The following is a 25,208-nucleotide window of genomic DNA, read 5'->3' on the forward strand; positions in this document are numbered from 1 at the left end:
TCCCCATTCCCCATTCCCCATTCCCCGAACTTTACTTCCAGCTGGCGGCGCGTTTGGCTTTTTGCAGCTTCTCGTAGGTGGCCAGCAGTGCCTGGTGGGCGGCAAAGTCCTTGAGGCTTTCGTCGGCCAGGGTCAGGCCGTGGAAACGGGCGTGGCCGTCGAGCTGCTGCCACACCTGCTCGACGGTGTCGGCACCGAACATGCTCTCGAAGGCGGTACGATACTGCGCCGGCTCGCGATCTTCCGACAGATGCAGCTCCAGTGCGGCTTTCAGGCAGCGATAGTAACGGTGGCGCTCGTCGCTGAACACGGAGGCATTGAAGCTCAGGGTCCAGTCGGCATATTCCAGGGCCGTTTCCTGCTCACCGGCGGCCAGTGCCAGCATGCATTTTAGCTCGCCCACCCGCAGGGTATGCCAGGCGGTGCCCTTGTTCGGTGCTATGCCGATCAGCTCGCGCACCCGGGTAAAGTCGTCCAGTCCTTCTTCTTCCAGCAGTTCGTACAGGCCCATCAGCTGCTCGGCGTCCGCATCGCTGGCCGGCAGGCTGAGCAGGGTGGCGCGCAGGCCGGCGCCCATGCTGTTGTTGGCCAGTTGCAAATCCTCGACCGGGTAGATATCGGACATGCCGGGCACCAGAATACGACAGGCATACACCCCCAGGTGCTCGTAGTCGGCGATGTACACCGGCTGCTCCAGCTGGTTGAAGATGGCCATCAGGTGATTGAATTCCTGCTCCGAGCTGCCGCTGAAGTCCCAGTCGGCAAATTCATAATCGGCCTCATCCTTGAACATGTCCCAGCTGATCAGGCCGGAAGAATCGATGAAGTGGGTTTCCAGGTTGTGGTGATCCGCAATTTCGTCATCTTCGAAAGACGGCGGCACGAACACGTCCAGATCCTTCAGGCTGCGGCCCTGCAGCAGCTCGGTCACGGTACGCTCCAGCGCCACCTCGAAGCGCGGATGAGCGCCGAAAGAGGCAAAACAGGTGCTGTTGGTCGGGTTGAACAGCACCACGCAGATCACCGGGTATTCGCCGCCCAGAGAGGCATCGAAGGCGTGAATGGGGAAACCTTCCGCCTCCAGCGCCGCTATGGGCGCCTGGATATGCGGGTAGCGGGCCATCACCTCGGCGGGAATGGTCGGCAGGCTGATGCGCTCACTGATGATGCGGTTCTTGATATGGCGCTCGAACACCTCGGACAGGCCCTGGGTGCGGGCTTCGGTGCGGGTGTTGCCGGCACTCATGCCGTTGGAGACATAGAGGTTGCCCACTATGTTCATCGGAATATACACGGTCTGGTTGTCACCCTGGCGCTCGAAGGGCAGGGCGCAGATGCCGCGTTCTTCGTTGCCGGACTGCAAGTCGATCAGCATGTCGGCGGTCAGCTCGCCGTCCGGATCGTAGAAGCCGCGGGTATAGTCGTCGAGTACACCGGCGGGCAGGCTGTTGTCGGCCGGCAGTGCAAACCACTTTTCGTTGGGGTAATGCACGAAGTCGCCGTTGGCGATGTCCTGACCCAGGTAGAAGTCGGCGAAGAAGTAGTTGGTGGCCAGACGCTCGAAGTATTCACCCAAAGCCGAGGCCAAGGCCGCTTTTTTGCTGGCGCCCTTGCCGTTGGTGAAGCACAGGGGGCAGTCTTTGTCGCGAATATGTACCGACCACACATTGGGTACCGGATTCAGCCAGGAGGCTTCCTCGATATCGAAGCCCAGGGTGCTCAGCTGCTGCTGAAAATAGCTGATGGAATCCTCTAGCGCGGCGTCTTTGCTGGGGATAAAGGTTTTCATGGGGAGTCCTTGGGGGTGATCGGCAAAAAGGGGGCAGATCCTAACCCGAGCGCAGAAATTGAACAAGTGGAAACGAAAAAGCCCGCCGGGTGTGGCGGGCTTATGACATCAGGCTATGACGCTTACGGCAGCAGGTGCAGCATGCGGCGCAGGGGCTCGGCGGCACCCCACAGCAGCTGGTCGCCGACCGAGAAGGCAGACAGATATTGCGGGCCCATGTTCAGCTTGCGCAGACGGCCGACCGGTACGGTCAGGGTGCCGGTTACGGCGGCGGGAGTCAGTTCTTCCATCGACAGCTGACGGTCGTTGGGAACCACCTTGACCCAGTCGTTGTGGCTGGCCAGCAGTTTCTCGACCGCGGGGATGGAGATGTCCTGCTTCAGCTTGATGGTAAACGACTGGCTGTGGCAGCGCAGGGCACCGACACGCACGCAGAGGCCATCGACCGGAATGGCCTGCTCTATGCCGAGGATTTTGTTGGTTTCGGCCTGGCCTTTCCACTCTTCGCGGCTCTGACCGTTTTCCAGCTGGGAGTCGATCCAGGGGATCAGGCTGCCGGCCAGCGGTACGCCGAAGTTGTCGACCGGCAGGTCGCCACTGCGGGTCTTCTCGGTGACCTTGCGTTCCAGTTCGAGAATGGCGGAAGCCGGATCGGCCAGCTCGTCGGCCACTTCGTCACGCAGCATGCCCATCTGTGTTACCAGCTCGCGCATGTGACGGGCGCCGCCGCCGGAGGCCGCCTGATAGGTGGACACCGCCACCCATTCGACCAGATCCTGTTCGAACAGACCGCCCAGTGCCATCAGCATCAGGCTGACGGTACAGTTGCCGCCGACGAAGGTCTTGGCACCCTTGTCCAGCGCCTGCTGGATCTGCTTGCCGTTGACCGGGTCCAGCACGATCAGCGCTTCATCGTCCATGCGCAGGGCGGAAGCGGCGTCGATCCAGTAGCCGTTCCAGCCGGCGGCGCGCAGCTTGGGGTAGACTTCCTTGGTGTAGTCGCCGCCCTGACAGGTCAGTACCACATCCAGCGCCTTCAGGGCATCGATGTCATAGGCATTCTGCAGGGTACCGGCATCGGTGCCGAAGTCGGGAGCAGGCTGACCCGCCTGGGAAGTGGTGAAAAAGACCGGTTTAATGCGGGAAAAATCGCCTTCTTCCACCATGCGGCTCATCAATACCGAGCCCACCATACCGCGCCAACCGACCAGACCTACCGTTTTCATCATCAAATGTCCTTCCCTTGGAAGTAAATAAATAAAATACCCTAGGGTCTGTTGACCTTTCGAGGTTAAATTTTGTTCGAGTTAAACGCGTTTTTATCGCGGCGAGAGGGGTGTAGCCTAGTCATTCTAAGCAAAGCCCTCTCAACAAAGAGAAAAACGCGTTTAGCCGAACCCGCAGGGCAGCGCTTGTGGGGTCTTGCTGCTGCGTTATCGCTTATTTATGTAGAGTGACTACATGGCATAAGCGCTGCCTTGTATCAAGGCCCCACAAACTGCTGCAAAAATCATCTCGAAAGGTCAACAGACCCTATTCACCATACTGATTGAGCCGAAAGGTGCAAGAAATAAAGGGTAATAAGACATTACAAAGGTTCAGCCGCCGAGAGACAGAAAGGCGAGGATGAAAACCGGCGCGGCCAGGCTCAGAATAAAGCCGGAGACGATGGCGAGCGGCACTATGGCCACCCCGCCGGCGCGCTGCAGGACCGGCAGGGTAAAGTCCATGGCGGTGGCGCCGCCGTAGCCGATGGCGCAGGACGGATGTCGGCGCATCAGCGCCGGAATCATCATGATGGCGACCAGCTCCCGGGCCAGATCGTTGAGGAAGGCGGCGCTGCCCATGACCGGGCCCAGCTGATCGCTGATCAGAATGCCCGACAGCGAATACCAGCCATAGCCGGATGAAAAGGCCAGGCCGTGGTTCAGGGGCATGTTCAGCAGCCAGGCACCGGCGAGGCCGCCGCCCCAGGAAGTGACCATGACCACCAGTGCTATGCTCAGGCCCCAGGGGTTGAGCAATATCTGCCGGAGCTTCATGCCGGAATTGCGCAGTTGTATGCCGATCAGCAGCAACAGCAGCATCAGGGCCCACTCGCTCAGGGTATCGACCGCCAGCCAGTCGGGGTCGAGCAACTGCCCCGACAGTACCCCGGCCAGTATCACCAGACAGAGCCTGACCGAGTCCAGCAACAGGGACCATTTGCTGATAACGGGCGCGCCCCGCTCGCCGCGGACCCGGCCCCGGCGCATATCCAGCAGCCAGAGGCCGATGAGGTTGGCCAGGGTGATGCAGGCGAGAAAGGTCAGGCAGACGGTAAAAATGGTACCCAGATGAGCGCTCAGCTTGTCGACGAAGGCCAGGCTTATCCCCATCAGAAACAGGATCAGGTAGACCATGCGGGCCACCGACACATTGATAACATGCAGGATCGACTGGGAACGGCAGGGGATGCAATAGCCCAGCGCCAGGGGCAACAACACGATAAGCAAGCCGGAGTACATAGAGTTTATCTTCCAATTAAGCGATTGGGCTGGTTTTTTAACCGCCATATTCCATTGAAGACAGGATACGTGAGCCAAAATGGAAAAAAAAGCCGAAATATGTGCGGTGGCAAGTTCGGGGCAGGGCCGGGATCCCTATCGGTATCGCCGACTCGGCCGGCGACAGACAAGGCAGTGGAAAAGCTCGGTGTTGATAATTTATTCGATATTTTTGCATAGTATTATGCTGCTGATGGGGTTTTATTCTGTATAAAAAACCAATCGGCAGGGCGTTGGGAAGGGGGTTCTGTTGTTATTGCCGTAAGCAGGTGGTAGTTTTCCTTACGACGGTTAACAAGTTGTTAACCATGAATGCAACTATGCCGCCTTGTCGGCATCGGGAACAAGGGTCTAACGGATGAGCAAAGCTGCCCTGGAAGTGTCGGGACTGCACAAACACTACGGCTCCCTGGAAGTGCTGAAAGGCATCGATTTAAAGGCCGACAACGGCGACGTTATCTCCATTATCGGTTCTTCCGGATCCGGTAAGTCCACCTTGTTACGCTGTATCAATCTGCTGGAAATCCCGTCGGCCGGTGAAGTGCGGCTGCATGGCGAGTTGATAGAGATGCGTACCAACAAGGCCGGCGAGCGTGAGCCGGTCAGCGTGCGCCAGGTAGAGCGCATCCGTTCCCGGCTGGCCATGGTGTTCCAGAGTTTCAACTTATGGTCCCACATGACTATATTGGAGAACATCATAGAGGTGCCGGTGCATGTGCTCAAGGTGCCGAAGAAAGAGGCCATCGAAAAGGCCGAGGCGCTGCTGCACAAAGTCGGGCTCTATGAACGGCGGGAATATTATCCCGGCCATCTGTCCGGCGGTCAGCAGCAGCGGGCAGCCATCGCCCGGGCGCTGGCGGTCGACCCCGAGGTGATGCTGTTCGATGAACCCACCTCGGCACTGGATCCCGAACTGGTCGGCGAGGTACTGGGCGTGATGCGGGGCCTGGCGGAAGAAGGCCGGACCATGCTGGTGGTGACCCACGAAATGAGTTTTGCCCGGGAAGTCTCCAACAAGCTGATATTTCTGCATCAGGGGCTGGTGGAAGAGCAGGGCGACCCGAAACAGCTGTTTGCCAACCCGAACTCGGAGCGATTCAAGCAGTTTATATCGTCGTCCTATTGAGGTCGGCGCGATATAAGTGACCGATACGCAAGGCGTCATACAAGGAGTAATACTATGAAAAAATGGTTGGTTGCGGGCGCCATCATGGCCACCCTGGCGGCAGGCGCGGTTCAGGCCAAGGAATGGAAAACCGTACGTTTTGGTATCGAGGGGGCTTACCCTCCGTTTTCCTGGACCGATGAAAACGGCGAGCTGCAGGGCTTCGACGTGGATATGGCCCATGCCCTGTGCGAGCAGATGCAGGTGAAGTGCGAGCTGGTGGCCCAGGACTGGGACGGCATCATACCGGCGTTGCTGGCCCGTAAATACGACGCCATTATCGCCGCCATGTCGATCACCGAAGAGCGCAAGCGCACCGTGGACTTCACCGGCAAATACGCATTGGTGCCGAACAAGTTCGTGACCAGAAAGGGCACGGCGCTCGACCTGAGCAAGGAAGGCCTCAAGGGCAAGAAGGTGGGGGTACAGATCGCCACTACCCACGACAAGTACCTGACCGATAACTTCGGCAGAGATGTTTCGCTGGTACGTTACGGTAACGCCGATGAGGCCTACCTGGATCTGAAGTCCGGCCGTATCGACTATGTGTTTCTGGATGCCACCGCCATCGAAGAAGGGCTGCTGAACAAGGACGGCGGCGATCAGTTCGAGTTTGTCGGCCCCTCGGTCACCGATGAGCAATGGTTCGGCGAAGGTTTCGGTATTGCGGTACGCAAGCAGGATCAGAAGCTGAAAAACATGCTGAACCAGGCCATCCAGGATCTGCGTGAAAACGGAAAATACGAAGAAGTGAACAACAAGTACTTCGAATACGACATTTACGGCGGTTAATCAGCGGTTACCGGCCCCGTACCGGGGCCGGTATGATAGGACATCGTTATGCTGGATCTGAAAGGATACGAAGGTGCCCTGATGGAAGGGGCGGGCGTCACCATACAGGTGGCCCTGTTATCATTACTGCTGGCGGTGACCCTGGGATTGCTGGGGGCACTGGCCAAACTCTCCTCATTCAAACCTGCCCGCTGGCTCGCCACCGGCTACACCACAGTGATACGGGGCATTCCCGATCTGGTGCTGATGATGCTGATCTTCTTCGGCGGTCAGGTATTGCTCAATAACTCACTCTATTCGCTCAACCAGACGCTGAACGACTGGATAGGCGGCGGCGATCCCGCCCACGAGTGGGTCAGCTATGTACCCGACTATGTGGAAATCAGCCCCTTCATGGCCGGAATCGTCACCATCGGCTTTATCTTCGGCGCCTACATGACCGAAACGTTTCGCGGTGCCATGCTGGCGGTGGACAAGGGCGAGCTGGAAGCGGCCCGTGCCTATGGCATGAATTCCTTCCTGGTGTTTCGGCGCATCCTGTTTCCGCAGATGATGCGTCACGCCCTGCCGGGGCTGGGTAATAACTGGCTGGTACTGCTCAAGACCACGGCGCTGGTCTCGATCATCGGTCTGGACGACATGGTGCGCAAGGCCTCGCTGGCGGCCGGCGCCACCCAGTTGCCCTTTACCTTTTACATGGCGGTGGCGGTGATCTTCCTGCTGTTTACCACCCTGTCTACCTCTCTGCTCAAATGGGCGGAACGTCACTACGCCATTCAGACGAGGTAATAAATGGACTTTTCAACCATTATCAATGAATGGCCCGTCTACTGGCAGGGGCTTTATACCACCCTGTTTCTGGTGGTCATCTCGCTGTTGCTCGGGCTGCTGATAGCGGTGCCGCTGGGCATATTGCGCAACAGTGCCAACTGGCTGCTCAAGGGGCCGGCCTGGGCTTATATCTACTTCTTTCGCGGCACGCCGCTGCTGGTTCAGCTGTTTCTGATCTATTACGGGGCCGGGCAGTGGGTCTGGTTGCGGGAGTCGGTTGCCTGGGAGCTGTTCAGTCAGGCCTGGTTCTGTGCCATTCTGGCCTTCACCCTCAATACCGGCGCCTATACCGCCGAAATTATTCGAGGCTCGATCAATACCATGCCCAGGGGGCAGATAGAGGCGGCCTACGCCTATGGCATGAGCCGAATGACGACACTGCGGCGGATCATACTGCCCAACTCGTTTCGCCGGGCCCTGCCGGCCTACAGTAACGAGGTGATTTTCATGCTGCACGGCTCGGCGGTGGCCGGGGTGATCACCATAGTGGACCTCACCGGCGCGGCGCGCATCGTCAACTCGCGCTACTACTCGCCCTTCGAGGCCTTTCTGGCGGCGGGCCTGGTGTATATGTGCCTGACTTTCCTGCTGGTCTGGGGCTTTAGACGGCTGGAAAACCGCTGGTCCCGGCATCTGCAGCCCAGAACGAACTGACTGCGTTAAGAGCAGCTATCAACGATCAGCCAAAGATAAAAACAGACCCTAAAGAAAAAACCGAGCCTGTGCAGACTCGGTTTTTTTCTTTTCTTACGGCTGACAGCTTACCGCTTACGGCTTTGTGTTCTCTTTTTTGTTGCGAATACTCAACCCCAGCTCGCGACCGCGCAGCTTGGCGTAGTAGGTATTGCCGATGAACATGGTGCTGGCCAGCACCAGTTCGACCCCCGCCAGCCAGCGTTCGCCTTCATCCACCCACAGCAGGGTGGCCGAGTGCAGAAAATACGGCATCAGCAGGTAAACCGCCCAGGCATGGGTATAGGGATTGCCCTTGAGCATGCCCTTCATGGGAATAAACAGCCAGGGCAGCCAGATCACCAGCATGAAGCCGATGCTCAGATCGGGGTGCGGGGATATCAGGCTGTGCCAGAGGACGACCCAGATGATCAGGCCAAAGTAGCCGGTCAGTGCCAGCAGACGTGCCAGTTTGATGTTCATTACAGAATGTCCAGCACCTGCTCGGGCGGACGACCCAGGGCAGCTTGGTTGTTGTTAACCACAATGGGACGCTCGATCAGCCTGGGATGTGCCACCATGGCGGCGACAAGGGCGTCTTCGTCATGCACCTCGGCCAGACCGAGACGCTTGTATTCTTCTTCCCTGGTACGCATCAGTTCCCGGGCCGAGTTCATGCCCAGCTGTGCCAGCAGGGTCTTGAGTTGACTTGCATCGGGTGGTGTGTCGAGATATTTGATAATCTCGGGCTGCAGGCCTTTCTGCTCCAGCAGGGCGAGGGTTTCCCGGCTTTTGGAGCAGCGGGGATTATGATAGATGCGTAGACTCATTCTAAACTCCTGTGGCGATGCAGCCGGCATGGTACTTGTGATAGCTCGAGTGGATAGTTCGAGTGGATAATTCGGTGATTGTATAAAAGCTGGTGTGGAGGGTACAGCATATGGGCAGGAAGCAGGCTTTGTTTTTGGCGGTGTCGTGTTTGACGACGACGTTGTTGGCGACCTCGTTGGCGGGGTGCGGAGAACCGGCAACCCTGACCTTATCGGATGGTGAACGTCGTGAGCTGAGTGATTATCGAGGCCGGTGGCTGGTGGTGAACTATTTCGCCGAATGGTGCGCCCCCTGTCTGCGGGAAATGCCCTTATTGAATGAATTGCATGAGCTGAATGCGTTGAATGAAGGCAAGGGACCGGAAGTGCTGGCGGTGAGCTTCGATGCCTTGTCTCCCGCCGAGCTGGCGCGCCTGAAAACGGACTATCGGATGACGATGCCGGTGGCCGCCAGCCTGGAAGGGCCCTGGCCGTTCGACGCGCCACAAGCACTGCCGACCACCATGGTGATCAACCCCAGCGGCAAGCTGGTGGACAGCCACCAGGGCGAACTGAAAGCGGAAGATCTGGCCCGCTGGCAGGCGCAGTATTGGCCCAAAAACGAGGGCTTGTGAGATGTGAGGAGTAAAGCGTGAGGGGCAAATTCCTCACCTTTCACTTTTCACCCCTCACCCTTCACCCTTCACCCCTCACAGGGGTTGTCAGTTAGTTTCTCAACGCATCCCAGTCTTTCTGCTGCTGGCGCAGTTGTTCCAGCCGGGCGCCGAGGCGGGCGCGCTGCATGGCGTCCTTCGACAGGTTGGCGGCAATTTCCATCTGATCCACTGCCAGATCGTAACGGCCCTTGAGGGCCGCCACTTCGGCCTGGGCCTGGCGGAAGGCCGACTCGTCACTCAGTGGCCGGTAGGCCTGGGCAATCAGCTCCCAGAACAGCAGGTTTTCCGGATGACGGCGCAGATGATGGTCGAGCAGGGTGGCGGCCTCCCGGTGGCGGCCCGCCTGCAACAGGCTGTCGGCCAGGTTGATCATGACTACCTGATTGTCGGGCAGCTGTTGCCGGGCGCGTTGCAAGCGGGCAATGGCACTGTCGAAGCGGTCCTGGGCATTATCCAGATCGGTCAGGGCATCGAGCATGAAGATGTTGTTGGCGTGCCGGCTGGCCAGGGCTTCGAGCAGGGGACGCGCCTTGTCGTATTCATGGATCTGCAGCAGTGCCAAGGCCTGACCATAACGGGCGGCATCGGCCTGCCAGTCGTCGCCCTCCAGGGCGGCCTGCTCGAAGAAACGGTGCAGGTCACCGGCGCCGGTTTGCTGAAAGCGGACCATGATTCTGGCCTTGGCCAGTTGAAACTCCAGGCTGGCCGGATAGCGTTTGGCCGGGTAATCCTGGGCCCGGCTGCGGGCTTCGGCGATGCGACTGGTGGGCAAAGGGTGAGTCAGCAGCATGGGCGGCGGCGCGCTGGCAAACTGATACTTGTCGGCCAGCTTCTGAAAAAAACCGGCCATGGCATTGGGATCGAAGCCGGCGTTATAGAGCAGACGCAGGCCGATGCGATCCGCCTCGAATTCGTTGTCCCGGGTATAGTTGATGGCCGACTGCATCTTAAGGCCCAGCGTGGTCTGCAGGGCCGCCATGCCCGCCTGTGGATTGACCACCGCCAGCGCCACCGAGCCCACCAGTCCGGCGATGGTCAGCGGGGTGCTGCGCGACTGGGACTCCAGATAACGGGCGATATGGCGCTGGGTAACGTGGGTGATTTCGTGTGCGATGACCGAGGCCAGCTCGCTTTCGTTTTCCGCATACAGGAACAAGCCGGTATGTAGCTGCAGCACGCCCCCGAGAAAGGCGCTGGCGTTGATGCTGTCGTCACGGATCAGCAGAAAGCGGAACGGAAACCGGACCGAGTCGGCCTGGGACAGGAGCTTGAGGCCGAGATCGGTAATGTATTCGTTAAGCACGGGGTCGTCGATCACCGGCTGATTGGCCCGGGCAAAGCGGGTAAAGGCCTGGCCAAAGCGGGCTTCCCGCTCCACCGACATGGCGCTGACCCCGGCGGTGCCGATATCGGGCAGACTGTTGGCGGCCTGCAGCGGCGCCAGTGTCAGCAGAGAAAAAGCCAGCGCCAGCCTGGCGGCATGAAAACCCATTCTAGTTACCTTGTTGATGGTGCCCTGCCAGCAGAATACTCGTCCCAATAAGGGGGAACAAGCATTGTTTGGTAGCGATAACAAAGGGATAATGCCTTTCTTTTTGGGCGGAGGTGCGGTGAAGATACTGGATGCAAGTGCCTGGCGCTGTCCGCTGCCGTTGCTCAAGGTCAAGCTCTGGCTGAAAGCGGCCGAGGCCGGGCAGCAGTTACGGCTGTTACTGAGAGACACGGGCTCTCGTCAGGATATTCCCGCCTATGTGTCGCGCATGGGCCACCCGATTGAGGTAGTGGCCGACGATGGCGACATGCTGATATTGATGATTACCAAGGCACCATAAGGAAGTTATTACATGCTGGATATTCTCAAGCACTGGTATCAACAGCGGTTTTCCGACCCGGGTGCCGTTGCGTTGTTTCTGAGCCTGCTGTTCGGTTTTGTGGTGATGTATTTTCTGGGCCACATATTGGCGCCCTTTTTCGCCGCCGTGGTGGTTGCCTATCTGCTGGACTGGCCGGTCAGCCGGATGGAACGGCTGGGCCTGAGTCGATGGCTGGCGGCTTCCGTGGTGCAACTGCTGTTTGCCATCCTGGTGGTGCTGTCGTTGGTCAGCATAGTACCGAGCTTTTTGTCGCAGACCGCCAACCTGGCCCGTGAAATACCGACCATGATCAGTCGTTCGCAGGAGCTGCTGCTGACCCTGCCGGAGCGGTATCCGGAGTTGGTGGACGTGACCCTGGTGCAAAGCGTGCTGGACGATCTGCGCGCTCGCCTGCTGGGGTCGGCAGACGCCATTCTCAGTGTGTCGCTGAGCTCGCTGACCAATGCCGCCGTGCTGATGGTGTATCTGATCCTGGTGTCGGTGCTGGTGTTCTTCATGCTGAAAGACAAGCGTCTGCTGATGCACAGTGCCAGCCGCTTTCTGCCGCGCAACCGGGAACTGGTATCGCGGGTGTGGCATGAAATGAACGTGCAGATAGCAAACTATGTGCGTGGCAAGGTGATCGAAATCCTGATCGTGGGGAGCGTCAGTTACCTGACCTTTATCCTGCTGGACTTGCGCTATCCGCTGTTGCTGGCGGTGCTGGTCGGTTTCTCGGTGCTGATCCCCTATATAGGGGCGGCGGCGGCCACGGTGCCGGTGGCCATGGTGGGGCTGTTTCAGTGGGGCTTTACGCCGCCCTTCTTCTATCTGATTATCGCCTACGGCATCATTCAGGCGCTGGATGGCAACGTGCTGGTGCCAATCCTGTTTTCGGAGGCGGTCAACCTGCATCCCATCGCCATTATCGTGGCAGTGCTGGTGTTCGGCGGTCTCTGGGGTTTCTGGGGCGTGTTCTTTGCCATTCCCCTGGCCACCCTGGTCAAGGCGGTCATCAATGCCTGGCCCAGGCAGGATGAGCTACCGGCAAACATAACCCCTTGATGAAATAGAAATATAAGGAAAAGACAGTGAGAGAACACTTTGGCTCGCGCTTCGGCTTTATCATGGCCGCCGCCGGGGCGGCCGTCGGGCTGGGTAACATTTGGGGCTTTCCGACCCAGGCGGCCAGCAACGGCGGTGGCGCCTTTCTGTTGGCCTATCTGGTGCTGGTGATGCTGCTGGCCTTTCCGATGCTGGTCATGGAGGTGGCCATCGGCCGTTACGGCCAGGCCAACCCGGTGGACTCGGTACGCCAGCTGGGTCGCACGCCGCGGCAAAAGGCCCTGGCCTCGCTGGTCGGCTATGCGGGCATGCTGGTGCCGAGCCTGGTGCTGTCCTTTTACGCCATCGTCGCCGGCTGGCTGCTGGCCTTTCTGGCGGCGGCGGTGACCCGCCTTCTGGGTTGGGATGCCGCCACCGAATGGCTGCAGGCCTTCGGGCTGGGGCGCAACATCGTCTGGACCCTGGTATTCTATCTGATCACCATTCTGGTGGTGCAGGCCGGGGTACGACGGGGCATAGAGCGCTGGTCGGCGCGGCTGATGCCGGCGCTGTTTGTGCTGTTCCTGCTGCTGTTCTTCTACATACTGACGCAAGACGGCGCCATGACCGGGCTGAAGCACTACCTGGTGCCGGACTTCAGCAAGGTGCTGGAGCCGGAGCTGCTGATCAGCGCCATGGGCCAGGCTTTTTTCTCGCTGACCATCGGCGGTTGCTCCATGCTGATGTACGGCTCCTATCTGAACAAGCAGGAAAATATTCCTCGCACCGCCTTTCAGGTGACGCTGCTCGACACCGGCGTGGCCTTTCTGGCGGGACTGGTGATACTGCCGGCGATGTTTGTGGCCATGAACAACGGCGTCACCATTTTCGCGGAAGACGGCAGCCTGCTCAGTTCCGATACCCTGGTGTTTGTGGTGCTGCCGGCGCTGTTCGATACCATGGGGCCGATAGGGCTGCTGATGGCGCTGGTGTTCTTCGTGCTGATGGGCATAGCGGCGCTGACCTCGTCCATTTCCATGCTGGAAGTGCCGGTGTCTTACAGCATCGAACGCTTCAAGGCGCCGCGCCCGCTGATGACCTGGCTGCTGGGCGGTGCCCTGGCGCTGTTCAGCGTGGTCATCTGCCTGAATTTCGGTGCCCTTTTCGGCTTGGTGATCCGGCTGTCGACCCAGAATATTCAACCGCTGGTCGGCCTGGGCTTCTGCGTGCTGGGCGGCTGGATGTGGGGCCGGGCCAAGCTGTTTGAAGAGCTGGTGCAGGGCTCGCCCGAACTGGCGGGCAGCACCTTCTGGCGCATCTGGCCCTGGTATGTGCGTATTGTATGCCCGCTGCTGGTGCTGTTGGTGATCGGCTCCAGCTGGTGAGTTGGTTCCGGGATCAGGGACTTGGGACTGGGGAATAAAACCGGAGCTCGGGGTTGATGCCCCGAGTCCGCAGATGTCATTCCTGCGAAGGCAGGAATCCATTGTGCAGACTCGTATATTGTTTATTGGCGTGGCAGATCATGCGATGGACTCCGGCCTGCGCCGGAGTGACGATTTTACGAATCCCGAATCCCGAATCCCGGAACTCAGTAAAGCATACTGTACAGCTTGCGGCTCGAGTTGGTGGTAATCTCATCAGTGCGGTTAAAAAACGACTGGTTGGACGGCTTTTTTTATTTTCCTGTTGACACTAAAAGGCACCCTGCCTATTATGCGCCTCGTCTGAACGGACAGGGTCCGGGAAGAAAGATAAGCGGGGCTATAGCTCAGCTGGGAGAGCGCTTGCATGGCATGCAAGAGGTCCGCGGTTCGATCCCGCGTAGCTCCACCACTTATCGCAATTTAAAAAGAAATATCTGCCAAATGGGGCTATAGCTCAGCTGGGAGAGCGCTTGCATGGCATGCAAGAGGTCCGCGGTTCGATCCCGCGTAGCTCCACCAAATGGCAGAGAACACCAGTAAAACAGCATTGTTATGGGGCTATAGCTCAGCTGGGAGAGCGCTTGCATGGCATGCAAGAGGTCCGCGGTTCGATCCCGCGTAGCTCCACCAAAACAATCTGACCCGAATTCGGGGCTATAGCTCAGCTGGGAGAGCGCTTGCATGGCATGCAAGAGGTCCGCGGTTCGATCCCGCGTAGCTCCACCACTTATTTGTGGAATCAAGAAAAGCCGCTGCAGAAATGCAGCGGCTTTTCTGTTTCTCATGCCCGCCTTTCAGCCACTGATTTTTTGTGCTACCCCGACACCTGCTCTCTCGGTTAATGTTCCAGGTAGGGGGTGAGAAACTCGTGCACCTGTCGAGCGATCAGCGGCTGGGCGCTGGCGGTGGGATGAATACCGTCGTCCATCATCATGCCGTTTTCACCGATCAGCGGAGACACAAAAAACGGTAACAGGGGGAGCCGATGCGCTTCGGCCAGCTTGCCGAAGATGGGCTCAAACTGTTGCAGGTAACGGCGACCATAATTGGGGGGGAGCCGGATATCGGTCAGCACCACCCTGGCGCCGGCCTTGTCCGCCAGCTGGATCAACGCCTTCAGGTTACGCTCGATAAGCGGCGGCGGCAGACCACGCAGGCCGTCGTTGCCGCCCAGCTCCAGCACCACCAGGCAGGGTTGATGGCGTTCGAGCAGGGGCGGCAGCCGTTGCAGCCCGCCCTGGGTGGTGTCGCCGCTGACGCTGGCGTTCACCACCTCTACCTTGCGGCCTTCCGCCCGCCATTGCGCCGCCAGCAGGCGAGGCCAGGCCTGTTCGGCGCTCATGCGATAACCGGCACTGAGGCTGTCGCCGAGAATAAGGACGGTGTTAGCATGGGTAACAGATGACACCAACAGCAGTATCAGCAGAAGGATACGAGGCATGACGACTTCTCCGATTATCAAGGTGGCCGGGCTGACCCACAGGGTGCTTTTGGGCGACGAATCACTCACCATCCTTGAGGGGATAGGGCTGGAAGTCAAGCCCGGCCAGAGCGTGGCCCTGGTGGGGGCGTCCGGCTCCGGCAAGTCGACCCTGCTCGGGCTGCTGGCCGGACTGGACAGCGCCACCGAAGGCGAGATCGAAATCAGTGGTCAGTCGTTGTCTGCCCTGGACGAAGAGCAGCGCGCCCGGCTGCGGGGCCATCATATCGGCTTCGTGTTTCAGTCCTTCCTGCTGCTGCCCACCCTGACCGCGCTGGAAAACGTCATGCTGCCTGCCGAATTGCAGGGCCGCGACGATGGCGAACAAAGGGCCCGGGAACTGCTGGAGCAGGTGGGGTTGAACGCACGACTGCGGCATTTTCCCGGCCAGCTGTCCGGCGGCGAGCAGCAGCGGGTGGCCATCGCCCGGGCCTTCATGACTCGGCCGGATATACTGCTGGCGGACGAGCCTACCGGCAACCTGGATCATCATACCGGGGCCCAGATCATCGAGCTGCTGTTCGAGTTGAACCGTAAACACGGCACTACCCTGCTGATGGTGACCCACGACGAGGCGCTGGCGAGCCGCTGCGAGCGGCGGCTGCTGATGACCGCCGGTCGTCTGGAGGAGCAGCATGCGTAGCCTGGGTCTGGGACTGATTTGGCGCGAGGCGGGGCGTGGGCCGCTACGACTCTTCATATTGGCGCTGGCACTCAGTGTTGCCAGCATGCTCAGCGTGACCCTGGTGGCGGATAGACTGGATCAGGCGCTCAAGGTGTCGGGCCGGGACTACATTGCCGCCGACCGTATCCTGTCCGGCAGTCGTGCCGCCGATCCCGCCTGGCTGATCGAGGCCGAGCGGCGGGGGCTGGCGGTGTCCCGTACCCAGTCGTTTCAGAGCGTGCTCTTTGCCGGCGATGAGCTGCAATTGGCCAGCGTGCGGGCGGTGGATGATGCCTTTCCCTTCTATGGCGAGCTGGCGCTGGCACCGGCAGGCAGGGTACGGCCTGGCACCATCTGGCTGTCGGCCCGGTTGCTGGCGCTGTTGCAGCTGACGCCGGGGGATCGGCTGGAGCTGGGCAATACCGAGCTGGAGGTGGCCGGCGAGCTGGTCAGGGAGCCGGATGAGGGCTTTTCGCCTATGCTACTGGCGCCGAGGGCCATGATTCACCTGGATGACCTGGCCGCCACCGGGGTGCTGATGGAAGGCAGTCGGGTGCGCTATCGCTACCTGTTCAAGGGGGGCGAGGCACAGCTGAGGGCCTATGCCGACTGGTTGCGGCCGCGGCTACAGGCCGGTCAGCAATGGCGCGGTCCGAATGATGCGGATACTCCGGTTGCCCGCTCTCTTACCCGGGCCGAGCAGTTTTTCCGGCTGGCCTCGCTCACCGGGGTGCTGCTCGGCATTCTGGCCATGGCCATTGCCCTGGGCTACTTCTCCCGGCGTGAGCAGGATCGGATTGCGCTGCTGAAAACCCTGGGCGCGGGGCGTCGTCAGCTGATTGGCTGGCTGAGTCGCCTGTTGCTGACCCTGCTGCTGCTGGGTGCCGTACTGGGCGGTCTCGTCGGTTACGGCCTGCACAAGCTGATTCTGCTGAGCCTGGGCGAGGCGCTGGCGATGCCCCTGCCGCCGCCCTCGCTCACGCCCTTTGCCGTGGCGGCGGGTCTGGCGGTGCTGACCACCCTGATGCTGTCGGTGGTGCCCATGGGGCGGCTGCTCGGGGTGCCGCCGTTGCGGGTGTTGCGTTCCGAGGCCGAAATCCGGATCTCGCCCTGGTGGAGCGCCGGCATCCTGCTCACGGGCACCTTCGTACTGAGCTGGCTGTTTGCCGGTGATGCGGGGCTGGCCATGGGACTGCTGCTGGGACTGACTGCTCTGATGAGCCTGCTGGGCGGCCTGTGCTGGCTGATGCTGGCGCTGGCCCGGCGTCGGCGTGGCAGCATCGGTTTTCGGCTGGCGCTGGGCCGCTTGCAACGGGCGCGCCTGACCACCCTGGTGCAGTTTGGCGGGGTGGCGCTGGCGCTGTTTCTCGGCACCCTGCTGTGGGTGGTACGCGGCGAGCTGACGGACGGCTTTCTGGCCCGGTTGCCGCCGGATACCCCCAACCGCTTCCTGATCAACATCGCTGCCCACGAGCTGGATCCGCTGCGCCAGAGACTGGGGCTGGCCGGGCTCGACAGCTCGCAGTTTTATCCCGTAGTGCGCGGTCGCCTGAGCGCCATCAACGACAGGCAGACGGTGACAGATGTAGACAGCAATCGGGGGGGAGGTATGGGGCGTGAGCTGAACCTGACCTACAGCAAGCAGCTGCCGCAGGGTAACCGCATTCTGCTGGGGGACTGGACACTGCAGCCGGGTAGCGTCTCGGTCGAATCGGGGCTGGCGGAACGGCTGGGGATCGGCCTTGGCGATCGGCTGACGCTGGATCTGGCCGGTCAATCGGTGTCGGCCGAAGTGCGGAGCCTGCGCGAGGTGGACTGGGACAGCATGAAGCCCAACTTCTATCTGATTTTCAGCCCCGATGTGCTGGAGGATTATCCGGCCACCTGGCTGGCCAGTTTCTATCTGCCGCCAGAGCAGAAGGCGGTTGACGTTTCCCTGATCCGGGCCTTTCCCACCGTCACCCTGCTGGATGTGGACGCCTTGCTGGCACAATTGCGACAAGTGCTGGCCCAGGTCAGTCAGGCGCTGCTGGTGCTCATGGCGCTGGTGACCGGTGCCAGCCTGCTGGTGCTGCTTGCCCAGATGGAAACCACCCTGGAAAGCCGCCGGCGCGAGCTGGTGCTGTTGCGCACCCTGGGCGCGGGCGAGCGGCTGATAGTGGCGTCACTGCGCTGGGAATGGCTGGCGGCCGGCCTGGTGTCGGGACTGGCGGCGGCGCTGGCGGTGGAGTTGTGTGTGGCGGTGCTCTTGCCCTGGTGGCTGGGCCTGCCATGGCAGCCGCACCCGCAAATCTGGCTGGGATTACCGCTGCTTGGCGCCGCGCTGCTGCTGTTCACCGGTCGCGCCGGTGGCATCACCCGCGCTACCCTGATGGGACCACTGCGGCAGTGGGGATGAGCCGGTGTTAGCGGCTTTGAGGCGTGCACAGGGTTTCTTTCAGTGCCTTGTCGAGCGTGGGATAACGGAAGTGAAATCCGGCCTGCTGTAGCCGCACCGGCATCACCCGCTGGCCGGTCAGCAGCAGTTCGGCCATTTCTCCGAACAGCAGCCGCATCGCCCAGGCGGGAACGCGGGCAAAGTGCGGCTTGCCCAGCACCCGGGCCAGGTTGTGGCTGAAATGTTCGTTGGTGATAGGCTCGGGGGCGGTGGCATTGAAGGGGCCGTTACATTCCTCATGCTCCAGCAGGAACAGGATCAGATTCACCACATCCTCGATGTGGATCCAGGACATGTACTGCTTGCCGGAGCCGATGGGGCCACCGAGGCCAAGCCGGTAACCGGGCAGCATTTTCTTCAAGGCGCCGCCTTCGGCGCCCAGTACCACGCCGAGTCGAATACGACACACCCGGGTCTGCTCACTTTCGGCTGCCTGGGCCAGTTGTTCCCACTGGGCACAGACTTGATGGCTGAATTCCTCATGCGGGCGGGAGTCTTCATCTACCAGGGCATCGTCCTGGCGGCCGTAAAAGCCAACCGCCGAGCCGCTGATCAGCACCTTGGGAGGCTGCTGACCGGCCTTGAGTTTGTCGACCAGCTGTTGGGTAATTTGCCAGCGGCTCTGGCAAATCCGCTCTTTCTGAGCCGGGGACCAGCGCTTGTCGGCGATGGGCTCACCGGCCAGGTTGATCACCGCATCAAAATCATCGAGGTTGTCCAGCTGGTCGAGAGAAGACAGGGCCTTGATGTCGTGGCCCAGGCGCAGATAGACCTTGTTCGGCGTACGGCTCAACACGGTCACCTGATGATGAGGCCGCAGGTGGCTCATCAGGCGATGGCCGATAAAGCCGGTACCACCGGTAAGCAGTATATTCATGCATCTTCCCTCTTTCAGCCAGGTTGATATCGGGTAGCCAGGTGATACCAGCCAGATCCGATGCTGTCTTGATCGATAATACACCATCAGAATAACAGAGACTTACAGATATACGGCACCGGGAGGGGGGATGGCGAGGGGAAAAAAGGCAGAAAAAAAGCCGGGGTTATCCACATAAACTGTGAGTAAGTCTGTAGATTACCCCGGACAGTATCGCTAGTCTGTTGATATTAAATCAAAAAACAGATCGGGCAGGGATCCGGCAGGATCAGGACAGCGCTGCTATGGCGGCGTCGTAGGCCGGTTCGTCAGTCAGTTCGGCAACGCGTTCGCCGTAAACCACTTTACCTTGCTCATCGATGCACACCACGGCACGGGCAGCCAGGCCACGCAGGGCGCCATCGCTCAGGGCCACGCCGTAGGCATTCAGGAATTCGCTGTGACGGAAGGCGGATGCAGCCTGTACATTTTCGATGCCTTCGGCTGCGCAGAAACGGCCGAATGCGAAGGGCAGATCCATGGACACACACAGAACCTTGGTGTTGCTCAGGGCGGCGGCTTTCTCGTTGAAGGTGCGTACGCTGGTCGCACAAACGCCGGTATCTACGCTGGGGAAGATGTTGAGCAGCAGTTTCTGGCCCTTGAAATCAGCCAGACGGATATCATTGAGATCGGCACCGGTCAGGGTGAAATCGGGTGCGGACTGGCCGGCCTGAGGGAACTGACCGGAAACGGCGACGGAATTACCCTGAAAAGTCACTGCAGACATGGTTTATCTCCTTGTGTGAAAAGAGTTAAGTTACCAGTTTTCATGATAAGGAAAAGATTTTTATTTTGGGGCGGCGGGGGGTAGCCATCTTTGAACCGAGCAAAAAAAAGCCGCCTCTCAGCGACCGTGAATACACCAGGTACGAGAGGCGGACAGAATGTCAGGACTGGCTGTTGTCATTCCCGCAGAGGCGGGAATCCAGTGTCCTGTTTAAGGGTTCTCCGCCTTCGCGGGGATGACCCATATTGAACGGCGGCAAGCCTCAGACCCTGGCCTTCTCCGACAGCTGGGCGGACTGAATGGCGGTAAGGGCGATGGTGTAGACGATGTCGTCGACCAGGGCGCCACGCGACAGGTCGTTCACCGGCTTGCGCATGCCCTGCAGCATGGGGCCGATGGACACCAGTTGGGCCGAGCGCTGTACCGCCTTGTAGGTGGTGTTGCCGGTGTTCAGATCCGGGAAGATGAACACGGTCGCCTTGCCCGCCACCGGCGAGTTGGGCGCCTTGGACTTGGCCACGTTCTCCATGATGGCCGCGTCGTATTGCAGCGGGCCGTCGATCACCAGATCCGGGCGTTTCTCCTGGGCAAGACGAGTAGCTTCACGCACCTTGTCCACATCGGCGCCGGTACCGGAAGTACCGGTGGAGTAGGAAATCATCGCCACCCGCGGCTCTATGCCGAAGGCCAGGGCCGATTCGGCCGACTGAATGGCGATTTCCGCCAGCTGCTCGGCGGTGGGATCCGGGTTGATGGCGCAATCTCCGTATACCAGCACCTGATCCGGCAGCAGCATGAAGAACACCGACGACACCAGCGACGAGCCGGGCGCGGTTTTGATGATCTGCAGCGGTGGGCGTATGGTGTTGGCGGTGGTATTGATGGCGCCGGATACCAGGCCATCGACTTCGTCGCGCTCCAGCATCATGGTGCCGAGCACCACATTGTCTTCCAGCTGCTCCCGGGCCACCACTTCCGTGATGCCCTTGGCCTTGCGCAGCTCCACCAGCCGCTCCACATAGTGTTCCCGTACCTGAACCGGGTCGACGATGTCTACCCGCTCATCCAGCGCCACGCCCTGCTGGGCGGCGACGCGCAGTATCTCTTCTCTGTTGCCGAGCAGGACCGGCCGGGCAATGCCCCGTTCGGCACAGATGACGGCGGCCTTGATGGTGCGCGGCTCTTCCCCTTCCGGCAGCACCACGCGTTTGGCGGCGCGACGGGCCAGTTCGGTCAGCTGATAGCGGAACGCCGGCGGGCTCAGACGACGACTGCGGGTCGACTTGGCGCTGAGGGATTCTATCCAGTGCTTGTCGATATGGCTGGCCATGTAATCCTGCACCCGCTCGATGCGACCCCGATCGTCCACCGGTATTTCCAGGTTGAAGTGCTGCAGGCTGACGGCGGTCTGCCAGGTATTGGTATTGACCATCAGTATCGGCAGCCCGGTTTCGATGGCCCGCTGGCACAGATCCATGATCTGTGGCTCGGGATGATAGCCGCCAGTGAGCAGCAGGGCGCCGATCTTGACCCCGTTCATCGCGGCCAGGCAGACCGAGACGATCACGTCCGAGCGATCGCCCGAGGCCACCAGCAGACTGCCGGGCCTGAAGTGCTGCACCATGTTGTGCAGGGCGCGGGCGCAGAAGGTAACACTCTGCAACCGGCGGCTGTGGAGCTTACCTTCGTTGATGATGGTGGCATCCAGGTGGCGTGCCAGATCCACCGCCCTCGGTGATACCAGCTGGGCATTCCAGGGGACGCAGCCGAGAATGCGCAGCGGTGTCTTGCCGAAGACCTGCAATATCTCCAGATTGGGGATGTAATGCACACTTTTGCTGCTGGGGTTGAACATCTCGGTCAGATCGGGGCGGGTATTGCCCTGCTCATCCATGGGAGCGCCGACCTTGTTGATGATGCAGCCGATGATACGCTTGTTGAGCATGCCGCCGAAGCTGGCGCAGGCCAGCTCGATGCGCTCTTTCAACTGCTGGCTGTTGTCGTTGCCGGGCTGGGTGATGAACACCATATCTGCATCCAGCGCCTTGGCCACATCGTAATTGATGCGGTTGGCAAAGGGCTGTTTATCGGTGGGGATCAGTCCTTCCACCACCACCACTTCGGCACTGCTGTCCAATACGTGCCTTTCAAACCGGGCGACGATTTCTTCCAGCAGCACGTCCAGGTTGCCTCTGGAAATCATGCTTTCGGCATAACTCAGGGCGAAGGGCTCCGGCGGCGTGATATTGGAGCCGTTGGCGATCACCGCCGAGGAATGATCCTGTACCTTGCTGCGATGGTGTGGCTGGGACACCGGCTTGAAAAAACTGACGTTAACCCCGTTACGCTCCATGGCGCGGACCATGCCGAGGCTGACCGAGGTGGCCCCGACACCGCCGCTGACGGGGATGAGCATGATGGTTCTGGCCATTCTGGTTCCCTTACTGTTGGGCTGAAAGTGGTTGAGCACACGACAGCGCCAGCGCATCCTGGGCGATCACCCATTCCTCGTTGGTCGGAATCACCCAGGCGGGGGTGCTCTCGGCGGTGGTGATGAGCCCGGCCTTGCCGAAACGGGCGGCCAGGTTGGCCTCCGGATCCAGCTTCACGCCCAGCAGGCTCAGTTTTGACAGCGTCAGCTCCCGCACCAGGCCGGAGTTCTCGCCGATGCCGCCGGTAAAGACGATGGCATCGAGGCGGCCATCCAGCGCGCAGCCATAGCCGGCAATATATTTGGCCAGACGGTAACAGAATATATCCAGTGCCCGTTTGGCCTCGGGCAGTTGCTCATAATTGTCTTCGACGAAGCGGCAGTCGCTGCTTTGTTCGGTCAGACCCAGCAGGCCGGACTCCTTGGTCAGCATGGTATTGATACGATCGGTGCTGTAGCCCAGGTTATCGTGCAGGTGGAAGATGATGGCCGGGTCGATATCACCGCTACGGGTCCCCATCACCAGCCCTTCGAGCGGGGTCAGGCCCATGGAGGTATCGACCGACTCACCGTTCTTGATGGCACAGACAGAGGCGCCGTTGCCCAGATGGCAGCTGATGATATTCAGCTCGGATACCGGCTTGTCCAGTCGTTTGGCGGTTTCCTGGGTGATATAGTAATGGCTGGTGCCGTGCATGCCGTAGCGACGAATGCCGTGTTCCCGATACAAGTGATAGGGAATGGCATAGAGATAGGCCGAGTCGGGCATGGACTGGTGAAAGGCGGTATCGAACACCGCCACCTGGGGCAGTTCGGGAAAGGAGTGGCGTGCCGAGGCGATGCCGATCAGGTGGGCCGGGTTATGCAGTGGTGCCAGGCTGGCACAGTCTTCGATGCCCTGGATCACCGACTCGTCAATCAGTACCGATTGGGTGAATTTTTCACCGCCGTGTACCACCCGGTGGCCCACGGCGCATAAATTGGCCATCAGCGCCGGGTTTGGCATCAGCAACTTGTCGACGATAAAGTCCAGTGCCTGCTGGTGGGCGGCACCGGCGCCCAGCTCGGCACTGCCCTTGTTACCGTCGAGTTTCCACTTGATACGGGCTTCGGGCAGATAGAAACATTCGGCCAGACCGGAGAGTTTTTCGGCGCCGCTTTCGGCATCGAGAATAGCGAATTTGAGCGACGAGCTGCCGCAGTTAAGCACAAGAACCAGCTTATTATTCATCAATCAACCTTTCATCAGGGATTATCACAAATTTTCTGCCCGAAACAAGGTTTCGGGCAATACATGTCGGTGCAACTCTAAATCCTTCAGAGTAAAGCGTATGTTCAATCGGGAACAACGCCCTTACCATCCCTGACTGCTATCGGCTACGCCGGAGCGTAACAATGTAGGTGGGATAATACCTTTGTCGTATTGTAAAATAACAGCACATACGTTCTTTTTTTTGACCTGGGTCCATTAATGGCTACTGGCCTGCCAACTGGTGTCCAGCCCCGGAGGTATCATGAGCACTTTTACCGCTATCCTGCACAGAGGCAGCGACTACCTCGATGTCTGGCCGAAAGAGCGACAACTGGCGGCGCTGTTTCCGGAATATAGAGTGATGTCGGCGACCCGTGTGGGGATAAAAGCCATGCCGGCCCTGATCACCCTGAGCCTGCTGGTGCAGTTTCAGTTGGGGGATCCCCGCTACTGGCCCGGTGTGGTCGCCTCGGTACTGTTTCTCGCCAGCCTGCCGGTGCAGGGGCTGTACTGGCTGGGCAGGCGGGCCGATACCCGGCTGCCGCCCACGCTGGTGAACTGGTATCGCCAGCTGTACGCAAAAATCGCCGCCGCCGGCGTGCCCATCAAGGAGCCGATAGCCCGGCCTCGTTATTTCGAACTGGGAGAAGCCCTCAGTCTGGCCTTCAAGCAACTGGACAAGTCCTTTATCCGGGATCTTTAACTTCATCGGTGGGTGGGCAGCCGCTTGCAAAAAACGCCGTAATTGGCGAGTCTGAACCATCCCCCCCAACCCTTGGCGAAACAAATGAATTTCTTGTCCCAGGCCATTCTGGCCCAACCCGAGCCGAACTGGCCGCAACTGCATTCCTTACCCATTGCCGAAAGCGATGAACCGCTGGTGCCGCTGGGATTGGTGACCGCGCCGTTGCGTGTTTACCCGGCCTATTTCCATCTGGGCGTGCCCGGGGCGCTGAGCGACTGTTATGTGCGTCGCTCGGTCTCGGCACAATTGCACAAGGCGGCCCGCTTGCTGCCTGCCGGCATTGAGCTGGTGGTGCTGGACGGCTGGCGACCACTCATGGTGCAGCAATATCTGTTCAATACTCTGTCTGCAGCCATGCGGGAACATCACGCCGGCGACAGTGAGGCCGAGTTGCTGGCGCGTACCCGGCATTTCGTGGCACCGCCCAGCAGCTCGCCCGAGGCACCCAGCCCTCATCTGACCGGTGGCTCTGTCGATGTCACCCTGTGCGACGGTGAAGGCAATCAGCTCGACATGGGTACCGAATTTGACGATATCAGCCCCTGGTCCTACAGCGCCGCCTTCGAGGCCATCGGCAAGCCGTCTCCCAGAGAGGCCGACGTCATCGAGAACCGTCGCCTGTTGCACAGCGTGATGACGCATGTCGGTTTTACCAATCTGGCCAGCGAATGGTGGCATTTCGACTACGGTAATCAGTCCTGGGCCTGGCACAGCAACGCCGCCGAGGCAAAGTTTGGCGCCGCGTCGCTGGTGCCGCTGGAGCAGCGCTGGTTGCGTCAGGTGGCGAACTTGGTGCAATAATACCAATCGGATTGGCTATGTATGCGTTAACTGTGTCTGTGCCAATAAGATGCTGTTTTCATTCGGGTTAGTGTGAGTTTCAAAGAATCGCCGCCAAGCCAGATAGTTATCTAGGTACTTGGTGGCAACACCATGGAACCGCGCCAT

At 59.9% G+C, this 25,208-nt stretch carries 23 protein-coding genes and 4 tRNA genes; 16 read left to right on the forward strand and 11 right to left on the reverse strand.

Annotated features, from left to right (window positions below):
* Positions 1-31 precede the first annotated feature (31 nt).
* From ycaO to HNR62_RS11520, 3 genes are all read right to left on the reverse strand, one after another.
* Entirely contained in the window at positions 32-1,789 is a 1,758-nt protein-coding gene (gene ycaO, locus HNR62_RS11510) for a 30S ribosomal protein S12 methylthiotransferase accessory factor YcaO (RefSeq protein ID WP_204796238.1), read from the reverse strand.
* A 122-nt stretch (positions 1,790-1,911) separates the two neighbouring features.
* Positions 1,912-3,015 (reverse strand): aspartate-semialdehyde dehydrogenase, encoded by a 1,104-nt coding sequence (gene asd, locus HNR62_RS11515; protein WP_204796266.1) that lies wholly within the window; start codon positions 3,013-3,015, stop codon positions 1,912-1,914.
* A gap of 372 nt (positions 3,016-3,387) precedes the next feature.
* Entirely contained in the window at positions 3,388-4,296 is a 909-nt protein-coding gene (locus HNR62_RS11520; protein ID WP_204796239.1) for a LysO family transporter, read from the reverse strand.
* Positions 4,297-4,693: 397 nt separating this feature from the next.
* Between HNR62_RS11520 and HNR62_RS11525 the strand changes: the two genes are divergently transcribed.
* From HNR62_RS11525 to HNR62_RS11540, 4 genes are read left to right on the forward strand one after another with little or no spacing between them, the layout of a single operon-like run.
* The gene (locus tag HNR62_RS11525) at positions 4,694-5,461 is read left to right on the forward strand and encodes an ABC transporter ATP-binding protein (protein ID WP_204796240.1); all 768 of its coding nucleotides are present in this window, start codon (positions 4,694-4,696) and stop codon (positions 5,459-5,461) included.
* Positions 5,462-5,515: 54 nt separating this feature from the next.
* The gene (locus HNR62_RS11530) at positions 5,516-6,292 is read left to right on the forward strand and encodes an ABC transporter substrate-binding protein (protein WP_204796241.1); all 777 of its coding nucleotides are present in this window, start codon (positions 5,516-5,518) and stop codon (positions 6,290-6,292) included.
* Between the two features lie 48 nt (positions 6,293-6,340).
* Entirely contained in the window at positions 6,341-7,081 is a 741-nt protein-coding gene (locus HNR62_RS11535; protein WP_204796242.1) for an ABC transporter permease, read from the forward strand.
* A gap of 3 nt (positions 7,082-7,084) precedes the next feature.
* The gene (locus tag HNR62_RS11540; RefSeq protein ID WP_204796243.1) at positions 7,085-7,777 is read left to right on the forward strand and encodes an ABC transporter permease; all 693 of its coding nucleotides are present in this window, start codon (positions 7,085-7,087) and stop codon (positions 7,775-7,777) included.
* A gap of 114 nt (positions 7,778-7,891) precedes the next feature.
* Here HNR62_RS11540 and HNR62_RS11545 read toward each other — a convergent pair whose 3' ends face one another.
* Together HNR62_RS11545 and arsC are read right to left on the reverse strand one after the other, a co-directional pair.
* Entirely contained in the window at positions 7,892-8,278 is a 387-nt protein-coding gene (locus HNR62_RS11545) for a DUF2069 domain-containing protein (protein ID WP_204796244.1), read from the reverse strand.
* Positions 8,278-8,625, reverse strand: coding sequence for an arsenate reductase (glutaredoxin) (gene arsC, locus HNR62_RS11550; protein ID WP_204796245.1), 348 nt, complete (start codon positions 8,623-8,625; stop codon positions 8,278-8,280). Before arsC ends, HNR62_RS11545 begins: the two co-directional genes overlap by 1 nt.
* A gap of 140 nt (positions 8,626-8,765) precedes the next feature.
* Between arsC and HNR62_RS11555 the strand changes: the two genes are divergently transcribed.
* Positions 8,766-9,239, forward strand: a complete 474-nt coding sequence (locus HNR62_RS11555) for a TlpA family protein disulfide reductase (RefSeq protein WP_338044106.1) — start codon at positions 8,766-8,768, stop codon at positions 9,237-9,239.
* A 91-nt stretch (positions 9,240-9,330) separates the two neighbouring features.
* Here HNR62_RS11555 and bepA read toward each other — a convergent pair whose 3' ends face one another.
* Positions 9,331-10,773: a beta-barrel assembly-enhancing protease gene (gene bepA, locus HNR62_RS11560; protein WP_204796247.1), complete on the reverse strand. Its 1,443-nt coding sequence runs from the start codon at positions 10,771-10,773 to the stop codon at positions 9,331-9,333.
* A gap of 118 nt (positions 10,774-10,891) precedes the next feature.
* Here bepA and HNR62_RS11565 point away from each other — a divergent pair, with 118 nt between their 5' ends.
* From HNR62_RS11565 to HNR62_RS11595, 7 genes are all read left to right on the forward strand, one after another.
* Positions 10,892-11,113 carry a sulfurtransferase TusA family protein gene (locus HNR62_RS11565; protein ID WP_204796248.1) on the forward strand — a complete coding sequence of 74 codons (222 nt, stop codon included), beginning with the start codon at positions 10,892-10,894 and terminating at the stop codon, positions 11,111-11,113.
* 12 nt (positions 11,114-11,125) lie between these two features.
* A complete protein-coding gene (locus HNR62_RS11570) occupies positions 11,126-12,199 on the forward strand; it encodes an AI-2E family transporter (RefSeq protein WP_204796249.1) in 1,074 nt (357 codons plus the stop codon).
* 26 nt (positions 12,200-12,225) lie between these two features.
* The gene (locus HNR62_RS11575) at positions 12,226-13,563 is read left to right on the forward strand and encodes a sodium-dependent transporter (protein WP_204796250.1); all 1,338 of its coding nucleotides are present in this window, start codon (positions 12,226-12,228) and stop codon (positions 13,561-13,563) included.
* Positions 13,564-13,938: 375 nt separating this feature from the next.
* Positions 13,939-14,014, forward strand: a tRNA-Ala gene (locus HNR62_RS11580).
* Positions 14,015-14,048: 34 nt separating this feature from the next.
* Positions 14,049-14,124, forward strand: a tRNA-Ala gene (locus HNR62_RS11585).
* 35 nt (positions 14,125-14,159) lie between these two features.
* A tRNA-Ala gene (locus HNR62_RS11590) sits at positions 14,160-14,235 on the forward strand.
* 20 nt (positions 14,236-14,255) lie between these two features.
* A tRNA-Ala gene (locus HNR62_RS11595) sits at positions 14,256-14,331 on the forward strand.
* A 112-nt stretch (positions 14,332-14,443) separates the two neighbouring features.
* Here the strand turns inward: HNR62_RS11595 and HNR62_RS11600 are convergent.
* Positions 14,444-15,046, reverse strand: a complete 603-nt coding sequence (locus tag HNR62_RS11600) for an arylesterase (protein WP_204796251.1) — start codon at positions 15,044-15,046, stop codon at positions 14,444-14,446.
* Here HNR62_RS11600 and HNR62_RS11605 point away from each other — a divergent pair.
* Both HNR62_RS11605 and HNR62_RS11610 read left to right on the forward strand, forming a co-directional pair.
* Positions 15,045-15,728 (forward strand): ABC transporter ATP-binding protein, encoded by a 684-nt coding sequence (locus HNR62_RS11605; protein ID WP_204796252.1) that lies wholly within the window; start codon positions 15,045-15,047, stop codon positions 15,726-15,728. The two genes, HNR62_RS11600 and HNR62_RS11605, sit on opposite strands and share 2 nt — an antisense overlap.
* Positions 15,721-18,147, forward strand: a complete 2,427-nt coding sequence (locus HNR62_RS11610; RefSeq protein ID WP_204796253.1) for an ABC transporter permease — start codon at positions 15,721-15,723, stop codon at positions 18,145-18,147. Before HNR62_RS11605 ends, HNR62_RS11610 begins: the two co-directional genes overlap by 8 nt.
* 7 nt (positions 18,148-18,154) lie before the next feature.
* Here the strand turns inward: HNR62_RS11610 and HNR62_RS11615 are convergent, their stop codons facing one another.
* The 4 genes from HNR62_RS11615 to HNR62_RS11630 form a co-directional block, all read right to left on the reverse strand.
* Positions 18,155-19,063: a TIGR01777 family oxidoreductase gene (locus tag HNR62_RS11615; RefSeq protein WP_204796254.1), complete on the reverse strand. Its 909-nt coding sequence runs from the start codon at positions 19,061-19,063 to the stop codon at positions 18,155-18,157.
* A 268-nt stretch (positions 19,064-19,331) separates the two neighbouring features.
* Complete coding sequence (gene tpx / locus HNR62_RS11620; RefSeq protein ID WP_204796255.1) at positions 19,332-19,832, reverse strand: thiol peroxidase; 501 nt, start codon at positions 19,830-19,832, stop codon at positions 19,332-19,334.
* 262 nt (positions 19,833-20,094) lie between these two features.
* The gene (pta, locus tag HNR62_RS11625) at positions 20,095-22,263 is read right to left on the reverse strand and encodes a phosphate acetyltransferase (RefSeq protein ID WP_204796256.1); all 2,169 of its coding nucleotides are present in this window, start codon (positions 22,261-22,263) and stop codon (positions 20,095-20,097) included.
* Positions 22,264-22,273: 10 nt separating this feature from the next.
* Positions 22,274-23,494 carry an acetate kinase gene (locus tag HNR62_RS11630; protein ID WP_204796257.1) on the reverse strand — a complete coding sequence of 407 codons (1,221 nt, stop codon included), beginning with the start codon at positions 23,492-23,494 and terminating at the stop codon, positions 22,274-22,276.
* Positions 23,495-23,777: 283 nt separating this feature from the next.
* Between HNR62_RS11630 and yfbV the strand changes: the two genes are divergently transcribed.
* Both yfbV and HNR62_RS11640 read left to right on the forward strand, forming a co-directional pair.
* On the forward strand, positions 23,778-24,218 hold the full coding sequence (yfbV, locus tag HNR62_RS11635; RefSeq protein ID WP_204796258.1) for a terminus macrodomain insulation protein YfbV: 441 nt from the start codon (positions 23,778-23,780) through the stop codon (positions 24,216-24,218).
* Between the two features lie 84 nt (positions 24,219-24,302).
* The gene (locus tag HNR62_RS11640) at positions 24,303-25,061 is read left to right on the forward strand and encodes a M15 family metallopeptidase (protein WP_204796259.1); all 759 of its coding nucleotides are present in this window, start codon (positions 24,303-24,305) and stop codon (positions 25,059-25,061) included.
* Positions 25,062-25,208 lie beyond the last annotated feature (147 nt).

The sequence above is a fragment of the Oceanisphaera litoralis genome, from assembly GCF_016907015.1.
GTDB classification, from domain to species: Bacteria; Pseudomonadota; Gammaproteobacteria; order Enterobacterales; family Aeromonadaceae; genus Oceanimonas; species Oceanimonas litoralis.